Source organism: Nocardia implantans, from assembly GCF_035544775.1.
Classification (GTDB): Bacteria; Actinomycetota; Actinomycetes; order Mycobacteriales; family Mycobacteriaceae; genus Nocardia; species Nocardia implantans.
In genome coordinates, this window is the sequence record NZ_JAYKYQ010000008.1 from 35,760 (window position 1) to 53,790 (window position 18,031).

General features: G+C 69.1%; 19 protein-coding genes and 1 pseudogene. 8 read left to right on the forward strand and 12 right to left on the reverse strand.

Features of this window, described 5'->3' with window-relative positions; translation table 11 throughout:
• Positions 1 to 235 precede the first annotated feature (235 nt).
• From cobM to U3653_RS19510, 5 genes and pseudogenes are all read right to left on the reverse strand, one after another.
• Entirely contained in the window at positions 236 to 1,003 is a 768-nt protein-coding gene (gene cobM / locus U3653_RS19490) for a precorrin-4 C(11)-methyltransferase (RefSeq protein ID WP_195078322.1), read from the reverse strand.
• Between the two features lie 212 nt (positions 1,004 to 1,215).
• Positions 1,216 to 1,641, reverse strand: coding sequence for a PPOX class F420-dependent oxidoreductase (locus U3653_RS19495; protein WP_195078321.1), 426 nt, complete (start codon positions 1,639 to 1,641; stop codon positions 1,216 to 1,218).
• A 183-nt stretch (positions 1,642 to 1,824) separates the two neighbouring features.
• A complete protein-coding gene (locus U3653_RS19500) occupies positions 1,825 to 2,151 on the reverse strand; it encodes a zinc ribbon domain-containing protein (RefSeq protein WP_195078320.1) in 327 nt (108 codons plus the stop codon).
• Positions 2,152 to 2,286: 135 nt separating this feature from the next.
• A complete protein-coding gene (locus U3653_RS19505; protein WP_195078319.1) occupies positions 2,287 to 2,904 on the reverse strand; it encodes a response regulator in 618 nt (205 codons plus the stop codon).
• 197 nt (positions 2,905 to 3,101) lie between these two features.
• Positions 3,102 to 4,250: pseudogene (locus tag U3653_RS19510) on the reverse strand (sensor histidine kinase); the annotation flags it as partial.
• A gap of 130 nt (positions 4,251 to 4,380) precedes the next feature.
• Here U3653_RS19510 and U3653_RS19515 point away from each other — a divergent pair.
• The 4 genes from U3653_RS19515 to U3653_RS19530 all read left to right on the forward strand — a co-directional run bounded on the left by U3653_RS19515 (position 4,381) and on the right by U3653_RS19530 (position 7,656).
• On the forward strand, positions 4,381 to 5,427 hold the full coding sequence (locus U3653_RS19515; RefSeq protein WP_195078317.1) for an ABC transporter permease: 1,047 nt from the start codon (positions 4,381 to 4,383) through the stop codon (positions 5,425 to 5,427).
• An 88-nt stretch (positions 5,428 to 5,515) separates the two neighbouring features.
• Positions 5,516 to 6,277, forward strand: a complete 762-nt coding sequence (locus U3653_RS19520; protein ID WP_195078316.1) for an ABC transporter ATP-binding protein — start codon at positions 5,516 to 5,518, stop codon at positions 6,275 to 6,277.
• A gap of 116 nt (positions 6,278 to 6,393) precedes the next feature.
• On the forward strand, positions 6,394 to 7,008 hold the full coding sequence (locus U3653_RS19525; protein WP_323124142.1) for a DUF8020 domain-containing protein: 615 nt from the start codon (positions 6,394 to 6,396) through the stop codon (positions 7,006 to 7,008).
• Between the two features lie 171 nt (positions 7,009 to 7,179).
• Complete coding sequence (locus U3653_RS19530) at positions 7,180 to 7,656, forward strand: hypothetical protein (protein ID WP_195078315.1); 477 nt, start codon at positions 7,180 to 7,182, stop codon at positions 7,654 to 7,656.
• 49 nt (positions 7,657 to 7,705) lie between these two features.
• Here U3653_RS19530 and U3653_RS19535 read toward each other — a convergent pair whose 3' ends face one another.
• Both U3653_RS19535 and U3653_RS19540 read right to left on the reverse strand, forming a co-directional pair.
• A complete protein-coding gene (locus U3653_RS19535; protein WP_195078314.1) occupies positions 7,706 to 7,978 on the reverse strand; it encodes a hypothetical protein in 273 nt (90 codons plus the stop codon).
• 210 nt (positions 7,979 to 8,188) lie between these two features.
• A complete protein-coding gene (locus U3653_RS19540; RefSeq protein WP_195078313.1) occupies positions 8,189 to 8,560 on the reverse strand; it encodes a hypothetical protein in 372 nt (123 codons plus the stop codon).
• 230 nt (positions 8,561 to 8,790) lie between these two features.
• Here U3653_RS19540 and U3653_RS19545 point away from each other — a divergent pair, with 230 nt between their 5' ends.
• Positions 8,791 to 10,131, forward strand: a complete 1,341-nt coding sequence (locus tag U3653_RS19545) for a helix-turn-helix domain-containing protein (RefSeq protein ID WP_195078312.1) — start codon at positions 8,791 to 8,793, stop codon at positions 10,129 to 10,131.
• A 72-nt stretch (positions 10,132 to 10,203) separates the two neighbouring features.
• Here the strand turns inward: U3653_RS19545 and U3653_RS19550 are convergent, their stop codons facing one another.
• The 4 genes from U3653_RS19550 to U3653_RS19565 all read right to left on the reverse strand — a co-directional run bounded on the left by U3653_RS19550 (position 10,204) and on the right by U3653_RS19565 (position 13,473).
• Positions 10,204 to 11,016, reverse strand: a complete 813-nt coding sequence (locus tag U3653_RS19550) for a class I SAM-dependent methyltransferase (protein WP_195078311.1) — start codon at positions 11,014 to 11,016, stop codon at positions 10,204 to 10,206.
• Between the two features lie 10 nt (positions 11,017 to 11,026).
• Positions 11,027 to 11,488 (reverse strand): GbsR/MarR family transcriptional regulator, encoded by a 462-nt coding sequence (locus tag U3653_RS19555; protein ID WP_195078310.1) that lies wholly within the window; start codon positions 11,486 to 11,488, stop codon positions 11,027 to 11,029.
• Positions 11,489 to 11,519: 31 nt separating this feature from the next.
• Positions 11,520 to 12,461 (reverse strand): alpha/beta hydrolase, encoded by a 942-nt coding sequence (locus tag U3653_RS19560; protein ID WP_195078309.1) that lies wholly within the window; start codon positions 12,459 to 12,461, stop codon positions 11,520 to 11,522.
• A gap of 97 nt (positions 12,462 to 12,558) precedes the next feature.
• Positions 12,559 to 13,473, reverse strand: a complete 915-nt coding sequence (locus U3653_RS19565; RefSeq protein WP_195078308.1) for a LysR family transcriptional regulator — start codon at positions 13,471 to 13,473, stop codon at positions 12,559 to 12,561.
• 141 nt (positions 13,474 to 13,614) lie between these two features.
• On the opposite strand from U3653_RS19565, the gene U3653_RS19570 reads away from it, so the two are divergent.
• Together U3653_RS19570 and U3653_RS19575 are read left to right on the forward strand one after the other, a co-directional pair.
• On the forward strand, positions 13,615 to 14,991 hold the full coding sequence (locus tag U3653_RS19570; RefSeq protein ID WP_195078307.1) for an MFS transporter: 1,377 nt from the start codon (positions 13,615 to 13,617) through the stop codon (positions 14,989 to 14,991).
• Positions 14,988 to 15,734 (forward strand): 3-hydroxybutyrate dehydrogenase, encoded by a 747-nt coding sequence (locus U3653_RS19575; RefSeq protein WP_195078306.1) that lies wholly within the window; start codon positions 14,988 to 14,990, stop codon positions 15,732 to 15,734. Before U3653_RS19570 ends, U3653_RS19575 begins: the two co-directional genes overlap by 4 nt.
• 8 nt (positions 15,735 to 15,742) lie before the next feature.
• On the opposite strand, the gene U3653_RS19580 is transcribed toward U3653_RS19575, so the two are convergent.
• The gene (locus U3653_RS19580; RefSeq protein ID WP_195078305.1) at positions 15,743 to 16,336 is read right to left on the reverse strand and encodes an SACE_7040 family transcriptional regulator; all 594 of its coding nucleotides are present in this window, start codon (positions 16,334 to 16,336) and stop codon (positions 15,743 to 15,745) included.
• A 93-nt stretch (positions 16,337 to 16,429) separates the two neighbouring features.
• On the opposite strand from U3653_RS19580, the gene U3653_RS19585 reads away from it, so the two are divergent.
• Positions 16,430 to 18,028, forward strand: coding sequence for a carboxyl transferase domain-containing protein (locus U3653_RS19585; protein WP_195078304.1), 1,599 nt, complete (start codon positions 16,430 to 16,432; stop codon positions 18,026 to 18,028).
• The last annotated feature ends 3 nt before the right edge of the window (positions 18,029 to 18,031 follow it).

The window sequence follows — 18,031 nt, forward strand, 5'->3', positions numbered from 1 at the left end:
AGGATCGCCGCGCGCCGCCGCCTGGGTTCCCGAGCCACGCCTACCCAGCCGATCCCGCGACGACCCCCTGCCCACCGACCACGCTGTCCGCCCTGCCCGCCGACCGCACTACTCCGACCGCCCTGCCCGCCGACCGCACTACTCCGACCGCACTGCCCCGCCGACCGCACTACTCCGACCGCACTGCCCCGCCGACTGCTGCCCGCCGACCAGGGCAGATGGGCGGCCGCCACGACTAATCGCGCGATGCGCCCGCCGGCCCACGCACGCGCGCCGGGTCGTAGAGGTGGGACTGCGCGCACGACACCGCGGGCGTGAGCGCGCGGCCCACCAGGATCACCGCGGCCTGCCGCAGTCCGGCGGCCTCGACCTGGTCGGCGATGTCGTTCAGGGTGCCGCGCAGTATCAGCTGCTCGGGCTGGCTGGCCCGGTAGACGACGGCGACCGGGCAGTCCGGCCCGTAATCGGCGGCCAGTTCGGCGGCCAAGACGCGGATGCGGGTGATAGCCAGGTGCAGCGCGAGCGTGGCGCCGGTGGCCGCGAAGTTCGCCAGCGCTTCGGACTCGGGCATCGCGGTGGAGCGTGCCTGCGCGCGGGTCAGCACGACCGACTGGACCAGCTCCGGCACCGTCAGCTCCGCACCGAGCACCGCCGCCGCGGCGGCATAGGCGGGCACGCCCGGTGTGACGTCCCAAGGAACCCCGAGCGCGTCCAGCCTGCGGGTCTGCTCGGTCAGCGCCGAATACAGCGACGGGTCGCCCGAGCACAGGCGGGCCGCGTCCCGGCCGTCCCGGTGCGCCCGCAGCAGATGCTCGGTGATCTGGTCGAGGTCCAAGTGCTGGGTATCCACCAGCTCTGCGTCCGGCGCGCAGTGCGCCAGCACGTCCGGATCCAGATACGTCCCCGCGTACAGGCACACCGGCGACGCGCGCAGCAACTCGACCGCGCGCACCGTCAACAAATCGGCCGCGCCCGGCCCGGCCCCGATGAAGTGCACGGTCATGGGCGCGAGTGTATTGACCACCGGGCATCGCTCCTTCGGCGACCGAGCGCCGGAGTGCGCCCGATCCCTCCGGAGCGGCGGGAACACCGGAAGCCGATGTCCGGTGGGCGCGGCGGTCTCACCCGCAGCCCAGTCGATCTTCTCGCCCCACCCCGTTCCAGCGCGTCAGCGCTCAGGAGGCCCGGCAATCGAGCGGCGCGCGGACGCGCCGGTCAGGCGGTGGCGTCGAAGTGGGCGATCACCTTGTCCGGGCGGAGGCGGACGACGAGTTCGCCCGGCACGCCGTTGCGCTTGCCGAATTCCTCGGCGCGGTCGGCACCCATGTAGCGGCCGCCGATCTCGGTGGCGGTGCGCAGCAGTTCGTCCGGGTCTTCCGAGAGGGTGACCGTGCCCCGCAGCTGGACCGACGCGTAGGGCGGCTCTTCCAGGTCGACACACACCGCGACGCGCCCGTCCCTGGCGAACGCCTTGCCCTTCACGGTGGACTTGCCGGTGTTGAAGACCAGGTCGTCCCCCTCGACGACGAACCACACCGGCGTCACCATCGGCGTGCCGTCGGCGGCCACGAACGCCACCTTGCCGGTGCGGGTGCCGTGGGTGAGAAACTCGCGCACTTCGGGATCGGAAAGAGAAGCCATCCGCTCACCCTAGGTGTCGCTTCGCGATCGCTCGGCACGGTTGATCAGATCGGCACCGTTCGGCTGATGGGGGTCGTTCGATCCGCCGCGGACCGCGGATGAGCTGCCTCGACGCGGTAAGGGCCCGTAGGCGAAGCCTGGCGGTCGATGCGCGGGATGCCTCGGTGTCGCGCGTACGCCGGGTCAGCGCTGCCAATTGGTGTCGGTCGGGTTGGGGGCCGGCGGCTGGGGCCACTGCGCGCCCGGAGCGGGGTGCTGGTACTGGGCGTTCTCGGCGCCTGCGCGGGCGAGCAGGTCGGCGACCTGCGGTCCTGCGATCGGCGACGACGCGCCGCACCAGGTGCAATCCAAGTGGTGCTTGGTGCTGATCGGGAAGAGCGGGATGAAGAAGAGCGTGAACTTGGTGACGAGTTTGCGCAGCGCGTGTGCGGCGGGATTGCCGCAGCGACCGCAGATCAAGGTGATCATGGCGAGCGTGTGGACACGCTTCTGCCAGCCCCAGATCAGCATGTGAAACCCCCAGAGATAGAGAATCCGATGCCGGTCACAGTAGTTGATCGGGCACGCGACGAGTGGCCGAGTGATGACCTCTTCGCGCGGCGATCCGCCCGAACGGTGGCATGGCGAACTCGGTCGCGCTCGGCCTCACAGCATGCCGCGCTCACGGGCCCGCGCCACCGCGGAGGTGCGCGAGCGCACGCCGAGTTTTCCGTATATATGCACCAGGTGGGACTTGACGGTGGTCTCGCTGAGGAACAGCTGTCTGGCGATCTCGCGGTTGGAGCGTCCGTCGGAGACCAGCCGCAAAACCTCGATCTCGCGCCTGCTCAGTGTGGTGTCGGCGCGGCGAACCCTGGTCATGAGCTTGGAGGCCACCGCGGGCGAGAGCACGCTGTCCCCCGCCGCGGCCGCCCGGACCGCGGCCAGCAGTTCGGCGGGCGGCGTGTCCTTGAGGATGTAACCGCACGCGCCCGCCTCGACGGCGCCGAGGATGTCGGCGTCGGTGTCGTAGTTGGTCACCACGAGGACGTTCGGCGGCATCGCCAGTTCACGCAGCCGCGCGGTCGCCTCGACTCCCGACCGGCCCGACCCGAAACTCAGGTCCATCAGCACGAGATCGACCGGCGTGGTCGCGCAGAACGCGACGGCGGCTTCCGCGGTGGCCGCCGCACCCACGACGGTGATGTCGTCGGCGACATCCAGCAGTGCGCGCAACCCGGCGCGGACGATCGCGTGGTCATCGGCGAGCAGCAGGCGGATCACTCCTGCTCCTCCGTGCCCAGGTCGCGCGGCTGCGTGTCCGGCCTGCCCTGGTCGGCAGCGGATTCGGATCTACCGTGATTGCCGGAGACCGGCCCGCCGGGGTTCGGCGCAGCCGATTCCGTCCAGGCGGCCGGTTCCGTGCGCGGCGGCTGCGCCAAGCCGGGCGGCACCGCGCCGCGTTCGCCCGCCGGGACCGTGTCGAGCGGGAACGACACGGTGACCGCCGTGTGCCCCGGCTCGGACTCGACCGCCATGGCGCCGCCCTGCTCGTGTACCCGCGACCGCATGGCAGCCAGCCCGAACGATCCCGACGCGCTGCGCTCGAGCAGTTCGGGAGCGATGCCCACGCCGTCGTCGACCACGTCGAGATGGATCGCGTCGTGCGCGTAGGTGAGCGTCACGCGCATCCGGCTCGCACCGGCGTGCCGGACCACGTTCGAGACCGCGCCCTGCGCGATTCGGACCAGCGCGGCCTCGATCGGCATGGGCAGCCGCTCCGGCCGACCCTCCACCGCGAACCGGGCGTCCAGACCGGGCGGTGCGGCGCGCTGGGTGATCCGCTCCAGCGCATCGGCCAGCGACTGCCCGTCCAGCGCGACGGGAGCCAGTTCGGCGACCAGGCGCCTGGTCTCGGCGAGGTTCTCCGCGGCCGCCTCTCTGGCCAGCCGGATCCGTCGCAGCGCGGGGTGATCCGGCGCTTCCTGTTCGACGGCGTGCAGCAGCAGTTGAATGGAGCTGAGCCCCTGCGCCACCGTGTCGTGGATCTCGGCGGCCAGCCGCTCCCGCTCGGCGAGCTTGCCCGCCGTGCGTTCCCGTTCGGCCAATACCGCTCTGGTGCTGAGCAATTCGTCGATCAGGCGTTGCCGGTCGGCGGCCTCGCGGAACAACGCCTGATAACCGAGCCCGATGCCGACGGCGACGGCCGCACCGATGACCGGCCCGACGACACCGGCCGCCGACCAGCCCCGATGCAGGCCGAAGCCCACTACCGCAACGGCGGTCGCGGCGGCGACGGCGCAGAGGTTCCACACGCGCGGCAACAAGTGCAGGTACAGGAAGAACAGGCCGAACGCGAGGTAGCCGGCGTCGGGCGCGAGCACGACGAGCCCGAGCCACAGCGCCGTCAGCGCGCCGAGCCACGCCGGGATCGCGCGTCGTTCTCCGGCGAACGCGGCGCCCGCGAAGTAGGTCGCGAGGAAGGCCGCGGCGAGACTCACGGTCGCCGCCGGATGCGCGGCCCCCGGCAGCACCGCGCGCACCCCGACCACCGCCGCCAAGCCGGTCATCAGCACGTGCAGCCCGAGCCGCAACGTGGTGAAAACCGGGGTCAGCGGGGACGAATGCACGGTGCCAGCTTATGGACCGCTATCGCACGGGCATCCATCGAAAGGTGGAAAACTGTCGCCGACTTTCGCTCATCCGCACTTCCTCCCCCGGCGCGATGGAGACGCCCCGGCGCGGCGCGAAGGTGGGAACATGTTCGTCGCACTCCGAGACCTTCGCGCCGCCCGCGGCCGGTTCGCACTGATCACACTCGTCGTCACGCTGGTGGCGGTGCTGGTCAGCTTCCTCAGCGGGCTCACGGCCGGGCTCGCGCATCAGAACGTCTCGGCCGTCGAGTCGATGCCCGGCGACACCGTGGTCTTCGCCGACACCGGCGGCGCTCCCTCGTTCGACGGCTCGGTGCTGACCGAGGACCAGCTCGCGGCCTGGCGCGCCGCCGCCGACGGCGTGACACCGGTCGGCATAGCCCGCGGCAAAGCGGCCGGTGACGGCCGCGCGCCCGCGCAGGTCGCTCTGTTCGGCACGGACACGGCATTCGGCGATCACTCGGCGACCGAAGCGGGCACGGTGCTGCTCAGTACCGGCGCGGCCGCCGGTCTCGGTGCCGTGCCGGGTGATTCCGTCGCGATCGGCGGACGCGCCTTCACCGTGTCGGCGGTGCGCGGCGACGACTGGTACAGCCACACGCCCGTGGTCTGGATGACGCTCGCGGATTGGCAGGCGCTCAACCCTCGTTCCGGCGCGGCCACCGTGCTCGCCGTGTCGGGCGCGACCGATCCGGACGCGGTGAACGCCACCGCGCACACCCGGACCACCGACGTGCCCGGAGCGCGTTCGGCGATCGGCTCCTACCGCGCTGAGAACGGCTCGCTCACCATGATGACCGTGCTGCTGTTCGCCGTGTCGGCGCTTGTGATCGGCGCGTTCTTCACCGTGTGGACGATTCAGCGGATGCCCGACATCGCCATTCTGAAAGCGTTGGGGGCGACTTCGGGCTCACTCGTGCGCGACGCACTCGGCCAAGCCGCGATCGTGCTCGCGGCCGGTATAGCGACCGGCCTCGGGATCACCACCGCGACGGCGGCGTTGCTCGGCGACGCGGTGCCGTTCGTGCTGAGCCCGGCCACCACGCTGCTCCCTTCGGCCGCTCTCATCCTCCTCGGCCTGCTCGGCGCGGCATTCGCCCTGCGCTTCGTGTTCACCGCCGACCCACTCACCGCACTCGGTGTGAACCGCTGAACTACGCCGTCCGACCGTCGACCGCGGCCGTAACACTCGCCCTGCGAGCACCCGCGCCGCCTGCCCGCCCACGCCACCGGAGTTGCCCATGACCACACTCACCCTCGCGGACGTAACGCTCACCTACCCGGACGGCGCGGGCCGCCTCACCGCACTGGACCGAGTGAATCTGCGGGTCGCCGGCGGCGAGATCGCCGCCATCACCGGCCCTTCCGGCTCGGGCAAATCCAGCCTGCTGGCCGTGACCGCCACCCTGATCCGCCCGGACGCCGGACGGATCGGACTTCAAACGCCTTATTTCTCAGTCGATCTAGCCACCGCGAGCCGTCGCGAAGCCGCGGCGCTGCGCCGCTCGTCGATCGGCGTGGTCTTCCAGCAACCGAACCTGATCCCGGCGCTCACCGCCGTCGAGCACCTCGAGGCGATGGCCCACCTCGGGCAGCGAATCACCACGTCACGCCGGCAGCGCCGCACGACGCGCGCCCGCGCCCTGGCCCTGCTGGACTCGGTCGGGCTCGCCGAGCAGCGGAACAAACGCCCCGCACAACTGTCCGGCGGCCAGCGCCAACGAGTGAACATCGCCCGCGCCCTGATGAACGACCCGGCCCTGCTGCTGATCGACGAACCCACCAGCGCACTGGACACTGAACGCGGCGCGGCGGTGATCGACCTGATCCTGTCGGTCGCCCGCGACCACGCGACCGCCACCCTCTTGGTCACCCATGACCGCTCCCATCTACACCGGATGGACGCCGTCTACCGCATGGTCGACGGGCGCCTCGCACCCGAAACCGCTCCGACCGATAATCCGCCGTTCGACCCCGATCGCGGCGTTTTACCGGTGGGGTGAATGCCGCCGCTACAACGTGATCGGCGGGCGGGAGTTAATTTCCGACCGAAATTCCGAAATTTACCCATACCGATTACCTATCGACAATGTCCAGGGCAAAGGAGAAGGATCAACTATTGACGGTCGATGTCGCCCGTCCGGGGGAATTCCAACACCATCGTCCGATGATTGGACTTCCGATGTTTATCAAGAAATTGGTGGCTACCGCCCTGTTGGCCGTCGCGTCGACGGGCATAGCGATGGCCACGGCACACGGTGAGGGCACCCTGGCAGACCTCACGATGAACGGGGTGGATGGACCGATCTCGTACACGACGACCCTCGCGGCGGATCACCGCACCGCTACGGTCGATCTTGCTTCGGGACGGTTCGAGGTGACACCGGCAGCGGTCGACGTGCTGTCCGAGGACGGCGCGATCGTCGGTACGATCCCGACGACGCTGCGTATGGAGACCGGCCAGAACTTCAGCGTCATACCGTCGGTAGACCCGTCGGCAAGGACGCTGACGCTCACGCCGGCGGCAGGTGTTCCGTCGCCCGCCGCGGTCACACCCGAATTGCAGGGCCTGATGCATGATGCCCTGTTCGGTGGCGCCTTGGTAGGCGCGGCGATCGGTTGCGCGATCGGCATCGCCATCGGCATCTGGTTCTTCGTGGTCGGCGCCGTCATCGGCTGCGCGGTCGGCGCTGCCGTCGGAGCCTGGTTCGGCTTCTTCTTCACACCGTTCTGATCGATCGGGGAGGAATCCCATCCAAGTGTCGGCACAGGCCGGGCGGATCACGAATCCGCCCGGCCTTATCAGTCATCGCCTGCCGTACCCGGCCACACGGCCATGCCGCGCGAGGCCCTGTAGCGACGGACAAGGGTGGCTATTCGATAAGCGAGCGCATATCATCTGCGGATGATTACCAATAGCCTGGACAACCGATCCGACGACAACCCCAGCGAGCCTGTTCAGCAGCCCTTTTCCGACGGGACCGTGCTGATGCCCTGGCAAGCGGGGCCGCTGCATGACACCGGAGGCGCGGTGTTCGTCAGCGTGACCGACTTCCTGGCCGCCTCGGAAGCGGACGTGCAGGCGATCTACAAGACCGGGATGCGCCTGGGACGGAACTGGCCGGTGATGCAGGGCGCGGTCGGCCTGTGGCTGTGGGCTCGGCCGTCGGAGGCGCGCGGCGGCTCGATCTCGGTGTGGGAGACCGAGCACGACATGCGACGGTTCGTGCGCTGGCCGGTGCACGCCGACATCATGCGGAAATGGCGCGGCCGAGTCGGTCTGGCCACCGACTCGTGGCAGGCCGCGAAGTTCGAAGCGGAGGAAGTGTGGGCACGGGCGCGGAACACGATCGAACGGCGCCCGCACCCACAGGCCGGATAGATCCGAACGGCCGGATCTCACCCGGCGGCCGCTGTATCCGGCACGGGTGTCAGCGCTGCCAGGGCAGGCAACCCGCGAGGCGCAAGCGGGTCGCCAGACCGGAGCCGATGGTGGTGCTGGAACCGTTGCCTGCGGTGAGGGCCAGCAGGAGGTCGAGGCCGAGTCCGGCTCCGAGCGAGCAGCCGAGCAGGTTGATATCGACCGAGATGATCTCGTCCTCGGGTGCGCCGGGCAGGGTGTCCTCGGCATGCGCCGCGCTCGCGCCGACCACGGTGGCGGCGGCGAGTGTGACGGCGATGAGACCGGCTCGGATGGAACGCACTTCTGTCCTCCTTCTGCGCCATGATCCGGCGCACTTGGAATGCCGGGCAACGAGACCTGCTCCTCGGCGCCCGCGCTCCCGGCCCGCGGTCCGCCGCCTCGTTAGTTGACCGATCGGCAGCGCGGGAAACCCCATCCTCCAGCGCTACTCGGGACCCGGTGGGCACGATCGGCGACGGCATCCATGCGCTCGGCCGATCCAGCGGCCAAGTCACGGTGACCACCTCAGTCGTCCGTCCGATCGCCGGTGCGGGCCCGAAGGATCACGCGGCGGGCCGGGTGTCGTCCCCCGCGGCGGGATGTGCCGGGATCCGAGCGTGATCAGCGCACATACCGCCATGATCTCGTCCGCTCGGAATTCCACATGTTCCAGCGTCGGCGTGATCACCGCGACCGCGCCGACGCGAACCACGACGGTGCGCAGCGCCGTGAGCGAAGCGGGCGCGGTCGGCCCGGCGACCAGGGTCCGCGCCGGATCGAACCCCGACGCCTTCGCCAGCGCGCGAATTTCCATTTCATGCCTGCGCGCGCGGCGTCCGGAGATATCGCGGCGCAGATATCCGACCACTTTCGGCTTCATCATCACCTCTCGTTCGATGGGAGCGCCCGCCGCCGGGGGCTCTCGCCCCCGTCCGCGGCTCACCGCGTCCGAAGTGCCGTGCCCGGCACGGCATCACCCCGGCGGCGCGCGCACGACACAGCCTCGAGCAACGAAGGGTCCACCGCGACGCTGTCAAGTGCGCGCGACCAGGTGTGCGACATCTGCGGTTGTCCGTCGGGGCCAGAGCCATGGCGCTAAAGTGCGGCGGCACAATGACTTCGACGCAGGGGGCGGATGTGGCGAACAGCGAAATCGACCGCGTATGGCAGTCGCCGCACTTTCGTAAGTTGCTCGGCGAGGGACGTCCAGGTCAGGCCCTCGCGCTCGTTCGCAAGAAAATGGGACTGTCTCAAGCCGATTTCGGCGCGCTCCTGCACTGGGACCGAACCCACGCCGGGCGCGTGGAGCGTGGGGAAGTCGGGACCATCTTCGACATCCGTGAACTGGTCCGCGCCGCCGACGCACTCGGGGTGCCACGCACGGCATTGCTGCCCCTCTTGCTCGCGACCCCCGAGACGGGGACCATCGACAACGGAGCCTGCGAAGGAGTCGATGACGTGGACCGCAGACAATTCGGCCTGGCAGCGACGATGACGGCGTTTACGGGCGTCTCCATACCGCCGACCAGGGCCGCGGAACCGATTCGAGTCGGCTCCGGGCACGTCACATATATCCGCATGCTCACAGAGCGGCTGTGGGAGCATGACCATCATCGCGGCAGCGGCGCGATATTCGATTACGCGGCAAGGCAATACGCGTCCATACGGCGGCTACTCGACTCCCGAACCTACGGCGACCGCATCGGCGTCGAATTGGTCAGCGCCACCGGGTGGCTGTCGAATACCGTCGCATGGCTGGCGCGGGACAGTAATCGCCCTGGCACATCCCGGCGGCACCTCACAGAATCGATCCTGCTTGCCGAACAATGCGGTGACACCACCTTATTGGCCGCCGCCCTCGGAGATCTCGCGAACCTCGCCGCCTCCTCACCTGCTTCCTCAGCCGAGCCCGTGCGCCTCGCCCGGCGCTCGACAGAACTCGTCAGGGGAATGCCGTCGGCGCGCATGAACGCGTTGAAGGCCGCGGAGGAAGCAACGGCTTATGCGGCCGTCGGCGACGAGCGGGAATTCACCCGCGCGATGGCGCGCGTCTGGCGTGAAGCCGACCGCGGCCTCGACGACCCGGACGACCCGGCATGGTTGGAGCACGTCAACGAGGCCGAGTTGCGCGCCCACGAGGCGCGCGGACTCCGCATGCTGGGCCACCACAACCGGGCGGTTCAGCTGTACAGCGAGAGCGTCGGCCAGCGGAACTGCTTCCCCCGCGACGAAGCGTCCTACCGCGCCTACTACGCCGCCGCCCTCACCGGCCTCGGCGATACCCCCTCCGCCATCACCGAAGCCCACACCGCAATCACCCTGCTGGAAGGGCCGGTAAACTCCCCACGCCTCCTGGCCGAACTACGCCCTGTCCGCGTCGCCGCCACCCACACCCGAGGCGACGACGCCGAACACTTCCGCCACCGCTTCGACGCGCTCGCCCACACGGCGTGACCTGGGTTCGACCGGTCCGTGAGGTTGCGGCGCAGCCGGCACTGCCTTCGCGGTGCTGAACAACGAACTCGGCTAGAAGCCGTAACGGAGTATGCGGTTGGCTTGCCGGGACAGTGCTGGGCTGAGGGCTGTGGCGCGGGTCATGGCGCGTAGCGGTTGGGGGAAGAGGGCGACTTCGGGGGCTCGGGTGAGGAGTTGTTCTTCGATCAATTTCAGGCCAGCGCCCCAGGTTTCGGGTTCGTGGGGGTCGTCGAATCCTTGGGCGGCGCTGATGCCGAGGGCTTTGATCGAGGGGTGGTACTTCATGGCCCAGGCGGCGAAACGGGTGTAGCCGTTGAGGGCGAGTTCACCGGTCGGGAAATGCGTGGTCGCCTCGCGGATCAGGGTGTGGAAGGTGTCGCCGGGCAGGAAAGGCAGCAGGCCCTCGGCGACGATCATGGCTGGTCGATCGGCGGGCAGCTGCTCGGTCCAGCCCGGCTGGGTGAGATCGACGCCCAACAGATGGGAGCTGTGCGGAAGCAATTGCCCGCGCATTTCGACGACTTCCGGGTAATCGATGTCGTACCAGTCGACATCGGCGGAGGGATCGCATCGCAGCATGCGGGTGTCCAGGCCGCAGCCGAGATCGATTACCACCGCATTTCGGTGCGTCGCGGTGAACGCCCGCACCGCGTCGTCGAGTTTCTTCGCGCGTAGCGCCGTTCCGCAGATGAGGCTGGGTTTCAGCTTCAGTTTGGTGTAGTCGTAGTCGATCCGGTCGGCCAGCTCGGCCTGGTGGGTGTCGCCCAGGATCGGGGTGCGCGTGGTCGCGTCCAGCGCTCGGGCTCGCAGGGTGAGCAGCAGGGTTTCCTGGATCGGGTTCAGGTCGGGTCGGATTCGAAGCACGATCGGTCCTTCATGTGGTGGTGTCCCTGGGTCGGGCGGCGAGGTCGCGCAGCCAGGTCAATGCCTGCTGAGCGGCCCGGATGCGCTCGGTGAGCGCGGGATCGGCGCCCCCGACCAAGGCGAGTCCGTCCTCGGCGATGTCGCCGAAGGCGCCGAGGCCGGCGATCTTGCGCTCGATGACCTTCTCCCAGGCGTCGTCCTCGATGCGGTAGTAGGCGGTGCGGTCACCGGGGATCCGCACCTTGCGGACGAGGCCGATCGTGGTCAGCAGGCGCATGTTGGAGGTCAGCGAGGCGCGGCTGGCACGGATCGCCTCGGCGATCCGGCCTGCGGACTGCTCCGGCGGATCGCAGATCATCAGGAGTCCGAGGATGCGGCCGGTGATGGGGGGCAGTCCCCATTCCTCGACGCAGAAGGTAGCGACTCGCTCGACCCACTTCAGCGTGGCGTCCTGTCGGTCCGTGTCCGGCATGCTGTGTCCTCCTGCGCTGTGTTCGGCTGGATTACTGTGGCACAGCGGTCACCGACTCCCAGGTAGGCGCCGGGGTGGGAGCGACGAGGCGGGTCCGGCGCAGATACCGGTCGAACCACTCGACGGCCAGAGCCATGGCCTCATCGAGCCCGGGACCGGTGTAGAGACCGAGCACGTCGTAAGGCAGGATCTCGAGGCGTTTCGGCTCACCGGCCTTGGCGAAGGCGCTCTGTGCTTCCTCGAGCATGTGGTATGGGTCCCAGCCGCCGTTGGCGATCATCAGCAGCGGGGTCGGCGCCAGGCGGTGAATGAGGTCCTCCGGCGCGAAGGTCAGGAGATGTTCGGCGGAATCGAGGGTCTTCTCGTTCCGATAGTTCGGGAACATCTCGGCGGCGAGATCCGGTGTGCTCTCTACGTTTTCGCCTTGCAGCGTCAGGTGCGGCACCCGAGCGCTCTCGTGGCCGGCATATCGGCGCTGCCAGTCCTCGTCCAACCGATCCCGCAGCCCGCCCACGCCCCCCCTGCCGAGCAGCCGCTCCAGATACCGCCACCCGTTCCACACGCTCGGGCTCTGCACCACAACACATTTCACGCGCCGGTCCAAGACCGCGGCCTGCGTCGCCACCGACCCCCCGATGCTGACCCCCCAGACTCCGATTCGATCCGGGTCCACCTCCGGGCGGGTTTGCAGATACGACACCGCGCTACGGAAATCCTCTGTCTGTCGCTGTGGGTAGTCCTGGCCGCGAGGTTCCCCCGCGCTGGCACCGACCGTGCGATAGTCGATCGCCAATACCGCGAACCCCGCCCGCACGAAATACGGTGCGAAGACCCGCAACGCCTCCTTCACCATCACCCCCGAGTGCCCCAGCACCAGACCGGGGGCCGGGCCGTCCGCCGCGGGCAGATACAGATCGCCCGCACACGCGGTGCCAAGGCTGTTGAACGTCACATGCTCGATCTCGAGATCCATCAAAGCTCCCGTCGTTGCTAGTCATTTCAGTCTTCACTGAAATCACTAGCAATGTCAATATCGCGGCTGAAACCCGACTCAGCCGAAGCAGCTGGGATCACAGACGACCGAGGAGGATGTCGCGCTGATCGGCGACCACGGCCCGGATCGCCGTCACGACGGCGGCCACTTCCGGGCGGCGCAACGTTTCGGTGCGGGCGACGAGCCAATAGCCGAGGGTGACGGTCACCGAATCGGCCAGCACCCGAACGAGATCGGGGTGGCGATCGGCCATGAAGCAGGGCAGCAGCCCAAGGCCCGCTGACGCGCGGGTGGCTTCCACGTGTACGAAAACGTTGGTGGACGTGACCGATTCCCGCATCGCGGGCACGAAGCTGGAGGCCAGGTCGAGGTCGTCCACTTGGAGCATGGAATCGATGAAGTAGACCAGCGGATACCGGGACAGGTCGTCGATCGTCGCGGGCGCGCCGTGCTCACGCAGGTATTCGCGGGAACCGTAGAGGCCGAGACAGTAGTCGGCCAGGTGGGTGGCGGTGGCGCGGTGCACTTGCGGCTCGCCCACCACGATCTCGAGATCGAGCCCCGAGCGCTGTTGCGAGGCGCGCCGGGTGATCGCCACGATCTCCACCGAGATCTTCGGATGCCGCCGCTGCACCTCCGCCGCCGCTGGCGCGGCGATGTAGGCGCTGAAGCCGTCGGTCGCCGAGAGCCGGACCACCCCCTCCAGCACCCGGTTGCCGTCGGCGTCCGCGGCCAGTGATTTCACCGCCGCCTCCACCGCCTCGGCCGCGGCCAGCGCCTCCCTGCCGAGATCGGTCAGTTCCCAGCCGCCGGTCACCCGGGTGAGCACCCGGCCGCCGAGCGTGTGTTCCAAGGCGGCGATGCGCCGGGAGATGGTGGTGTGGTTGATCCCGAGTTCCTCGGCCGCCGTCACGAATCGGCCGGAGCGCCCGACGGCCAGGAGGACGAGAAGGTCGTCCGCGCTGGGACGACCGGGAGAGGCCGGGCGCATATCTGCATCTTTGCAGAGACGCACTGCGCAAATGGTCATTGCGGCACGATTCCTCTGCACCAATACTCGGTGCAGCCAAGCATTGTGGGGGCCGTCACATCGGGATCCGAAGTGTGGCCCCGGGCACGAAGGAGAAGTGCGATGAGGGAGCACGACGCCGTAGCGGCGGATTCGGGCGCGACGACCAGCGGTCTACGCCGCGTGGTGGCCGCGTCGATGGCGGGCACGGTGGTGGAGTGGTACGAGTTCTTCCTGTACGGCACCGCCGCCACGCTGGTGTTCAGCAAGGTGTTCTTCGCCAAGGGCACCAGCGACCTGGACGCCATTCTGGCCGCGTTCGTCACCTATGCGGTCGGTTTCGCGGCGCGGCCGCTCGGCGGCGTGGTGTTCGGGCATTTCGGTGACAAGTACGGCCGCAAGAAGCTGCTCCAGTTCAGCCTGGTACTGGTGGGCAGCGCGACGTTCCTGATGGGCTGCCTGCCCACCTTCGGGCAGATCGGCTACTGGGCGCCCGCGCTGCTGGTCGCCCTGCGATTCATCCAGGGCTTCGCCGTCGGCGGCGAGTGGGGCGGCGCGGTGCTGCTGGTGGCCGAGCACAGTCCGAGTCGCGGTCGCGGCTTCTGGGCGAGCTGGCCGCAGGCAGGCGTGCCCGCGGGCAACCTGCTGGCGACGGTGGTGCTGCTGGTGCTCACCTCTACGCTGTCGGACGAGGCGTTCCTCGGCTGGGGCTGGCGGGTGGCGTTCTGGCTGTCCGCGGTGGTGGTGCTGATCGGCTACTACATCCGCACCAAGATCACCGACGCGCCCATCTTCGTCGCGGCGCAGCGGGAGGCCGAGCAGATCAAGGCGACCTCACTGAGCGTGGTCGAGGTGCTGCGCCGCTACCCGCGCGGCGTGTTCACCGCGATGGGGCTGCGCTTCGGCGAGAACGTCATGTACTACCTGGTGGTCACGTTCACCATCACCTACTTGAAGACGCAGGTGCACGCCGACACCCAAGTGATCCTGTGGTGGCTGCTGGCCGCGCACGCCGTGCACTTCGCGGTGATCCCGCTGGTGGGAGGCCTGTCCGACCGCATCGGCAGGCGACCGGTCTATCTGATCGGCGCGCTCACCGCAGGCACCTGGGGCTTCTTCGCCTTCCCGATGATGGACAGCGGCCACAACGCGGTCATCATGTCCGCCATCATCATCGGCCTGATCTTCCACGCCTTCATGTACGCCGGGCAGCCCGCCATCATGGCCGAGATGTTCCCCACCCGGATGCGCTATTCCGGTGTGTCCCTGGGCTATCAGGTGACCTCGATCGTGGCCGGTTCGCTGGCGCCGATCATCGCCGTCCGGCTGCTGAACACCTACCACTCCGCGGTGCCGATCGCCTGGTACCTGGCGGGCGCGGCGGCGGTGAGCGCGATCGCCGTGCTCGTCGCACGAGAGACGAAGGGGCTGACCTTGGAGAGCATCGACCACGCCGACGCCGAGACCGTCGGCGCGCGCGCCGAAGTGACCGTGCGATGAGCGATCTGGCGGGGCGCAGCGCCCTGGTCACCGGCGGCGCGAGCGGCATCGGCGCGGCATGCGCCCGCGCGCTCGCGGCGCGCGGCGCCACCGTCACGGTGGCCGACGTCGACGAGGCCGGCGCGAAGACCGTGGCCGGGGAACTGGGCGGGAAATCGTGGGCGGTGGACCTGCTCGACGTCGCGGCGCTGGAGACGCTGGAACTCGAGGCCGACATCCTGGTGAACAACGCCGGGGTGCAGCACGTCAGCCCGATCCAGGACTTCGCGCCGCAGCGCTTCCGCGATCTGCTCACGCTGATGGTCGAAGCCCCGTTCCTGCTGGTGCGCGCGGCGCTGCCGCACATGTACCGGCAGGGCTGGGGACGGATCGTCAACATCTCCTCGATCCACGGCCTGCGCGCCTCCGAATACAAAGTCGCCTACGTGACGGCCAAGCACGGGCTCGAGGGCCTGTCGAAGGTCACCGCGCTGGAGGGCGGCCCGCACGGCGTCACCAGCAATTGCGTGAACCCGGGCTATGTGCGCACGCCGCTGGTGGACAAGCAGATCGCCGATCAGGCCAGGGCGCACGGCGTGCCCGAGCAGGAGGTGGTGGAGAAGATCCTGCTCACCGAGAGCGCGATCAAGCGGCTCGTCGAGCCGGAGGAGGTCGCCTCGCTGGTGGCCTGGCTCGCGTCGACGGAGGCGGGCATGGTGAACGGCGCGGCCTACACGATGGACGGCGGGTGGAGCGCGCGATGAGGGCGCGCTCACCCCAGCGCGGTCAGCGCCATCCTGCGCAGCACCGGCCGGGCCCGCGCCGCGGTCGCCTCGCTAGCGCTGTGCGGGGTGGAGTTGATCAGTCCGAAGGCGGCGTGGGCCTGCACCCGCGCCGCCTCCTCGGGTAGGTCCGGATGCAGCTCGCGCAGCACGCCCACCCAGATCTCCACGTATTGGCGCTGGGTGCGGCGGATCTCGCGGCGGGCGGGGGCGGGCACGTTGTCCAGGTCGCGGTCCTGGATGCGGATCAGCTCCGGCTCGCCGAGCGCGAAGTCCAGGTGGTGATCGACCAGTCCGGCCAGCGCCTGCTCGGCGGAATCGGTGCCCGCGACCACCTTCTTGCCGCCGTCGAGCAGGCGCTGGCTCACCCCTACCAGCAGCTCGACCAGCAGCGCCTCCTTGTTCGGGAAGTGCCGGTAGACGGCGGGACCGCTGATGCCGACGGCGGCGCCGAGGTCGTCCAGGCGCATGCCGAGGAAGCCGCGGTCGGCGATCAAGCGCGCTCCCGCTTCCAGCAGTTGCGCCCTTCGCTGCGCCTTCAACTGCTCACGACGCGTGGGCGCGACGGATTCGGCACTGGTCACACGCGGTCCTTTCCGCCGATCTGGACAACTCGGTTAATCAACACTAACCTGAATTCCAGTTATCGTCGACTAACTGGACGACAGGATGGCGTGATGACCGTTACCGAAGAGGCCGTCGGGAACCGCGCCGCGCACGCGGCGTTGGTCGACGACCTGCGCGCCCGGCTGGCCGCCGCGGCGTTGGGCGGACCCCAGAAGGCGCGCGATCGGCACGTCGCGCGCGGCAAGCTGCTGCCGAGGCAGCGCGTGGACCAACTGCTGGACCCGGGAAGCCCGTTCCTCGAACTGTCCCCGCTGGCCGCGACCGGGATGTACGGCGACGAGTCCCCCGGCGCCGGGATCATCACCGGGATCGGCCGGGTCTCCGGGCGGGAATGCGTGATCGTGGCCAACGACGCGACGGTCAAGGGCGGCACCTACTACCCCATGACGGTGAAGAAGCATCTGCGCGCGCAGGAGATCGCGTTGCAGAACCAGCTGCCGTGCGTCTACCTGGTCGACTCGGGCGGCGCGTACCTGCCGCATCAGGACGAAGTGTTCCCCGACCGGGAGCATTTCGGGCGCATCTTCTACAACCAGGCGACCATGAGCGCCAAGGGGATTCCGCAGATCGCCGCGGTGCTCGGCTCGTGCACGGCGGGCGGCGCCTACGTGCCCGCGATGAGCGACGAGGCCGTGATCGTCCGTAACCAGGGCACCATCTTCCTCGGCGGCCCGCCGCTGGTGAAGGCCGCGACCGGCGAGGTGGTCACGGCCGAGGAACTCGGCGGCGGCGAGCTGCACTCGCGCACCTCCGGCGTCACCGACCACTTGGCCGAGGACGATCAGGACGCGCTGCGCATCGTGCGCCGGATCGTGGCCACGCTCGGCCCGCGCACCCCCGTTCCGTGGGACGTGCGGCCGGTCATCGCGCCCGCCGCGCCGGAATCCGAGCTCTACGACGTGGTTCCTGTCGACCTGCGCACCCCCTACGACGTGCGCGAAGTGATCCACCGCCTGGTCGACGGCACGGCCGAGGGCGAGAGCGGTTTCCACGAGTTCAAGGCCGGATACGGCAAGACCTTGGTCACCGGGTTCGCGCGCATCCACGGACATCCGGTCGGCATCGTCGCCAACAACGGCGTGCTGTTCAGCGAATCCGCCATGAAGGGCGCGCATTTCATCGAGCTGTGCGACAAGCGCAGCATCCCCCTGCTGTTCCTGCAGAACATCACAGGCTTCATGGTCGGCCGCGACTACGAAGCGGGCGGCATCGCCAAGCACGGCGCGAAGATGGTCACCGCGGTCGCCTGCGCGCGGGTGCCCAAGCTCACCGTCGTCATCGGCGGTTCCTACGGCGCGGGCAACTACTCGATGTGCGGGCGCGCGTATTCGCCGCGGTTTCTGTGGATGTGGCCGAACGCGCGGATCTCGGTGATGGGCGGCGAGCAGGCGGCGTCGGTGCTGGCGACGGTGCGCGGCGACCAGCTCGACAGCAGCGGGCGGCCCTGGTCGCCCGAGGACGAGGAGGCGTTCAAGGCACCGATCCGGGAGCAATACGAGAGCCAGGGCAATCCCTATTACTCGACGGCCAGGTTGTGGGACGACGGAGTGATCGATCCCGCCGACACCAGAACCGTGCTCGGGCTGGCGCTGTCGGTGTGCGCGCAAGCTCCGCTCGAACCCGTCTCCTACGGCGTTTTCCGGATGTGATGA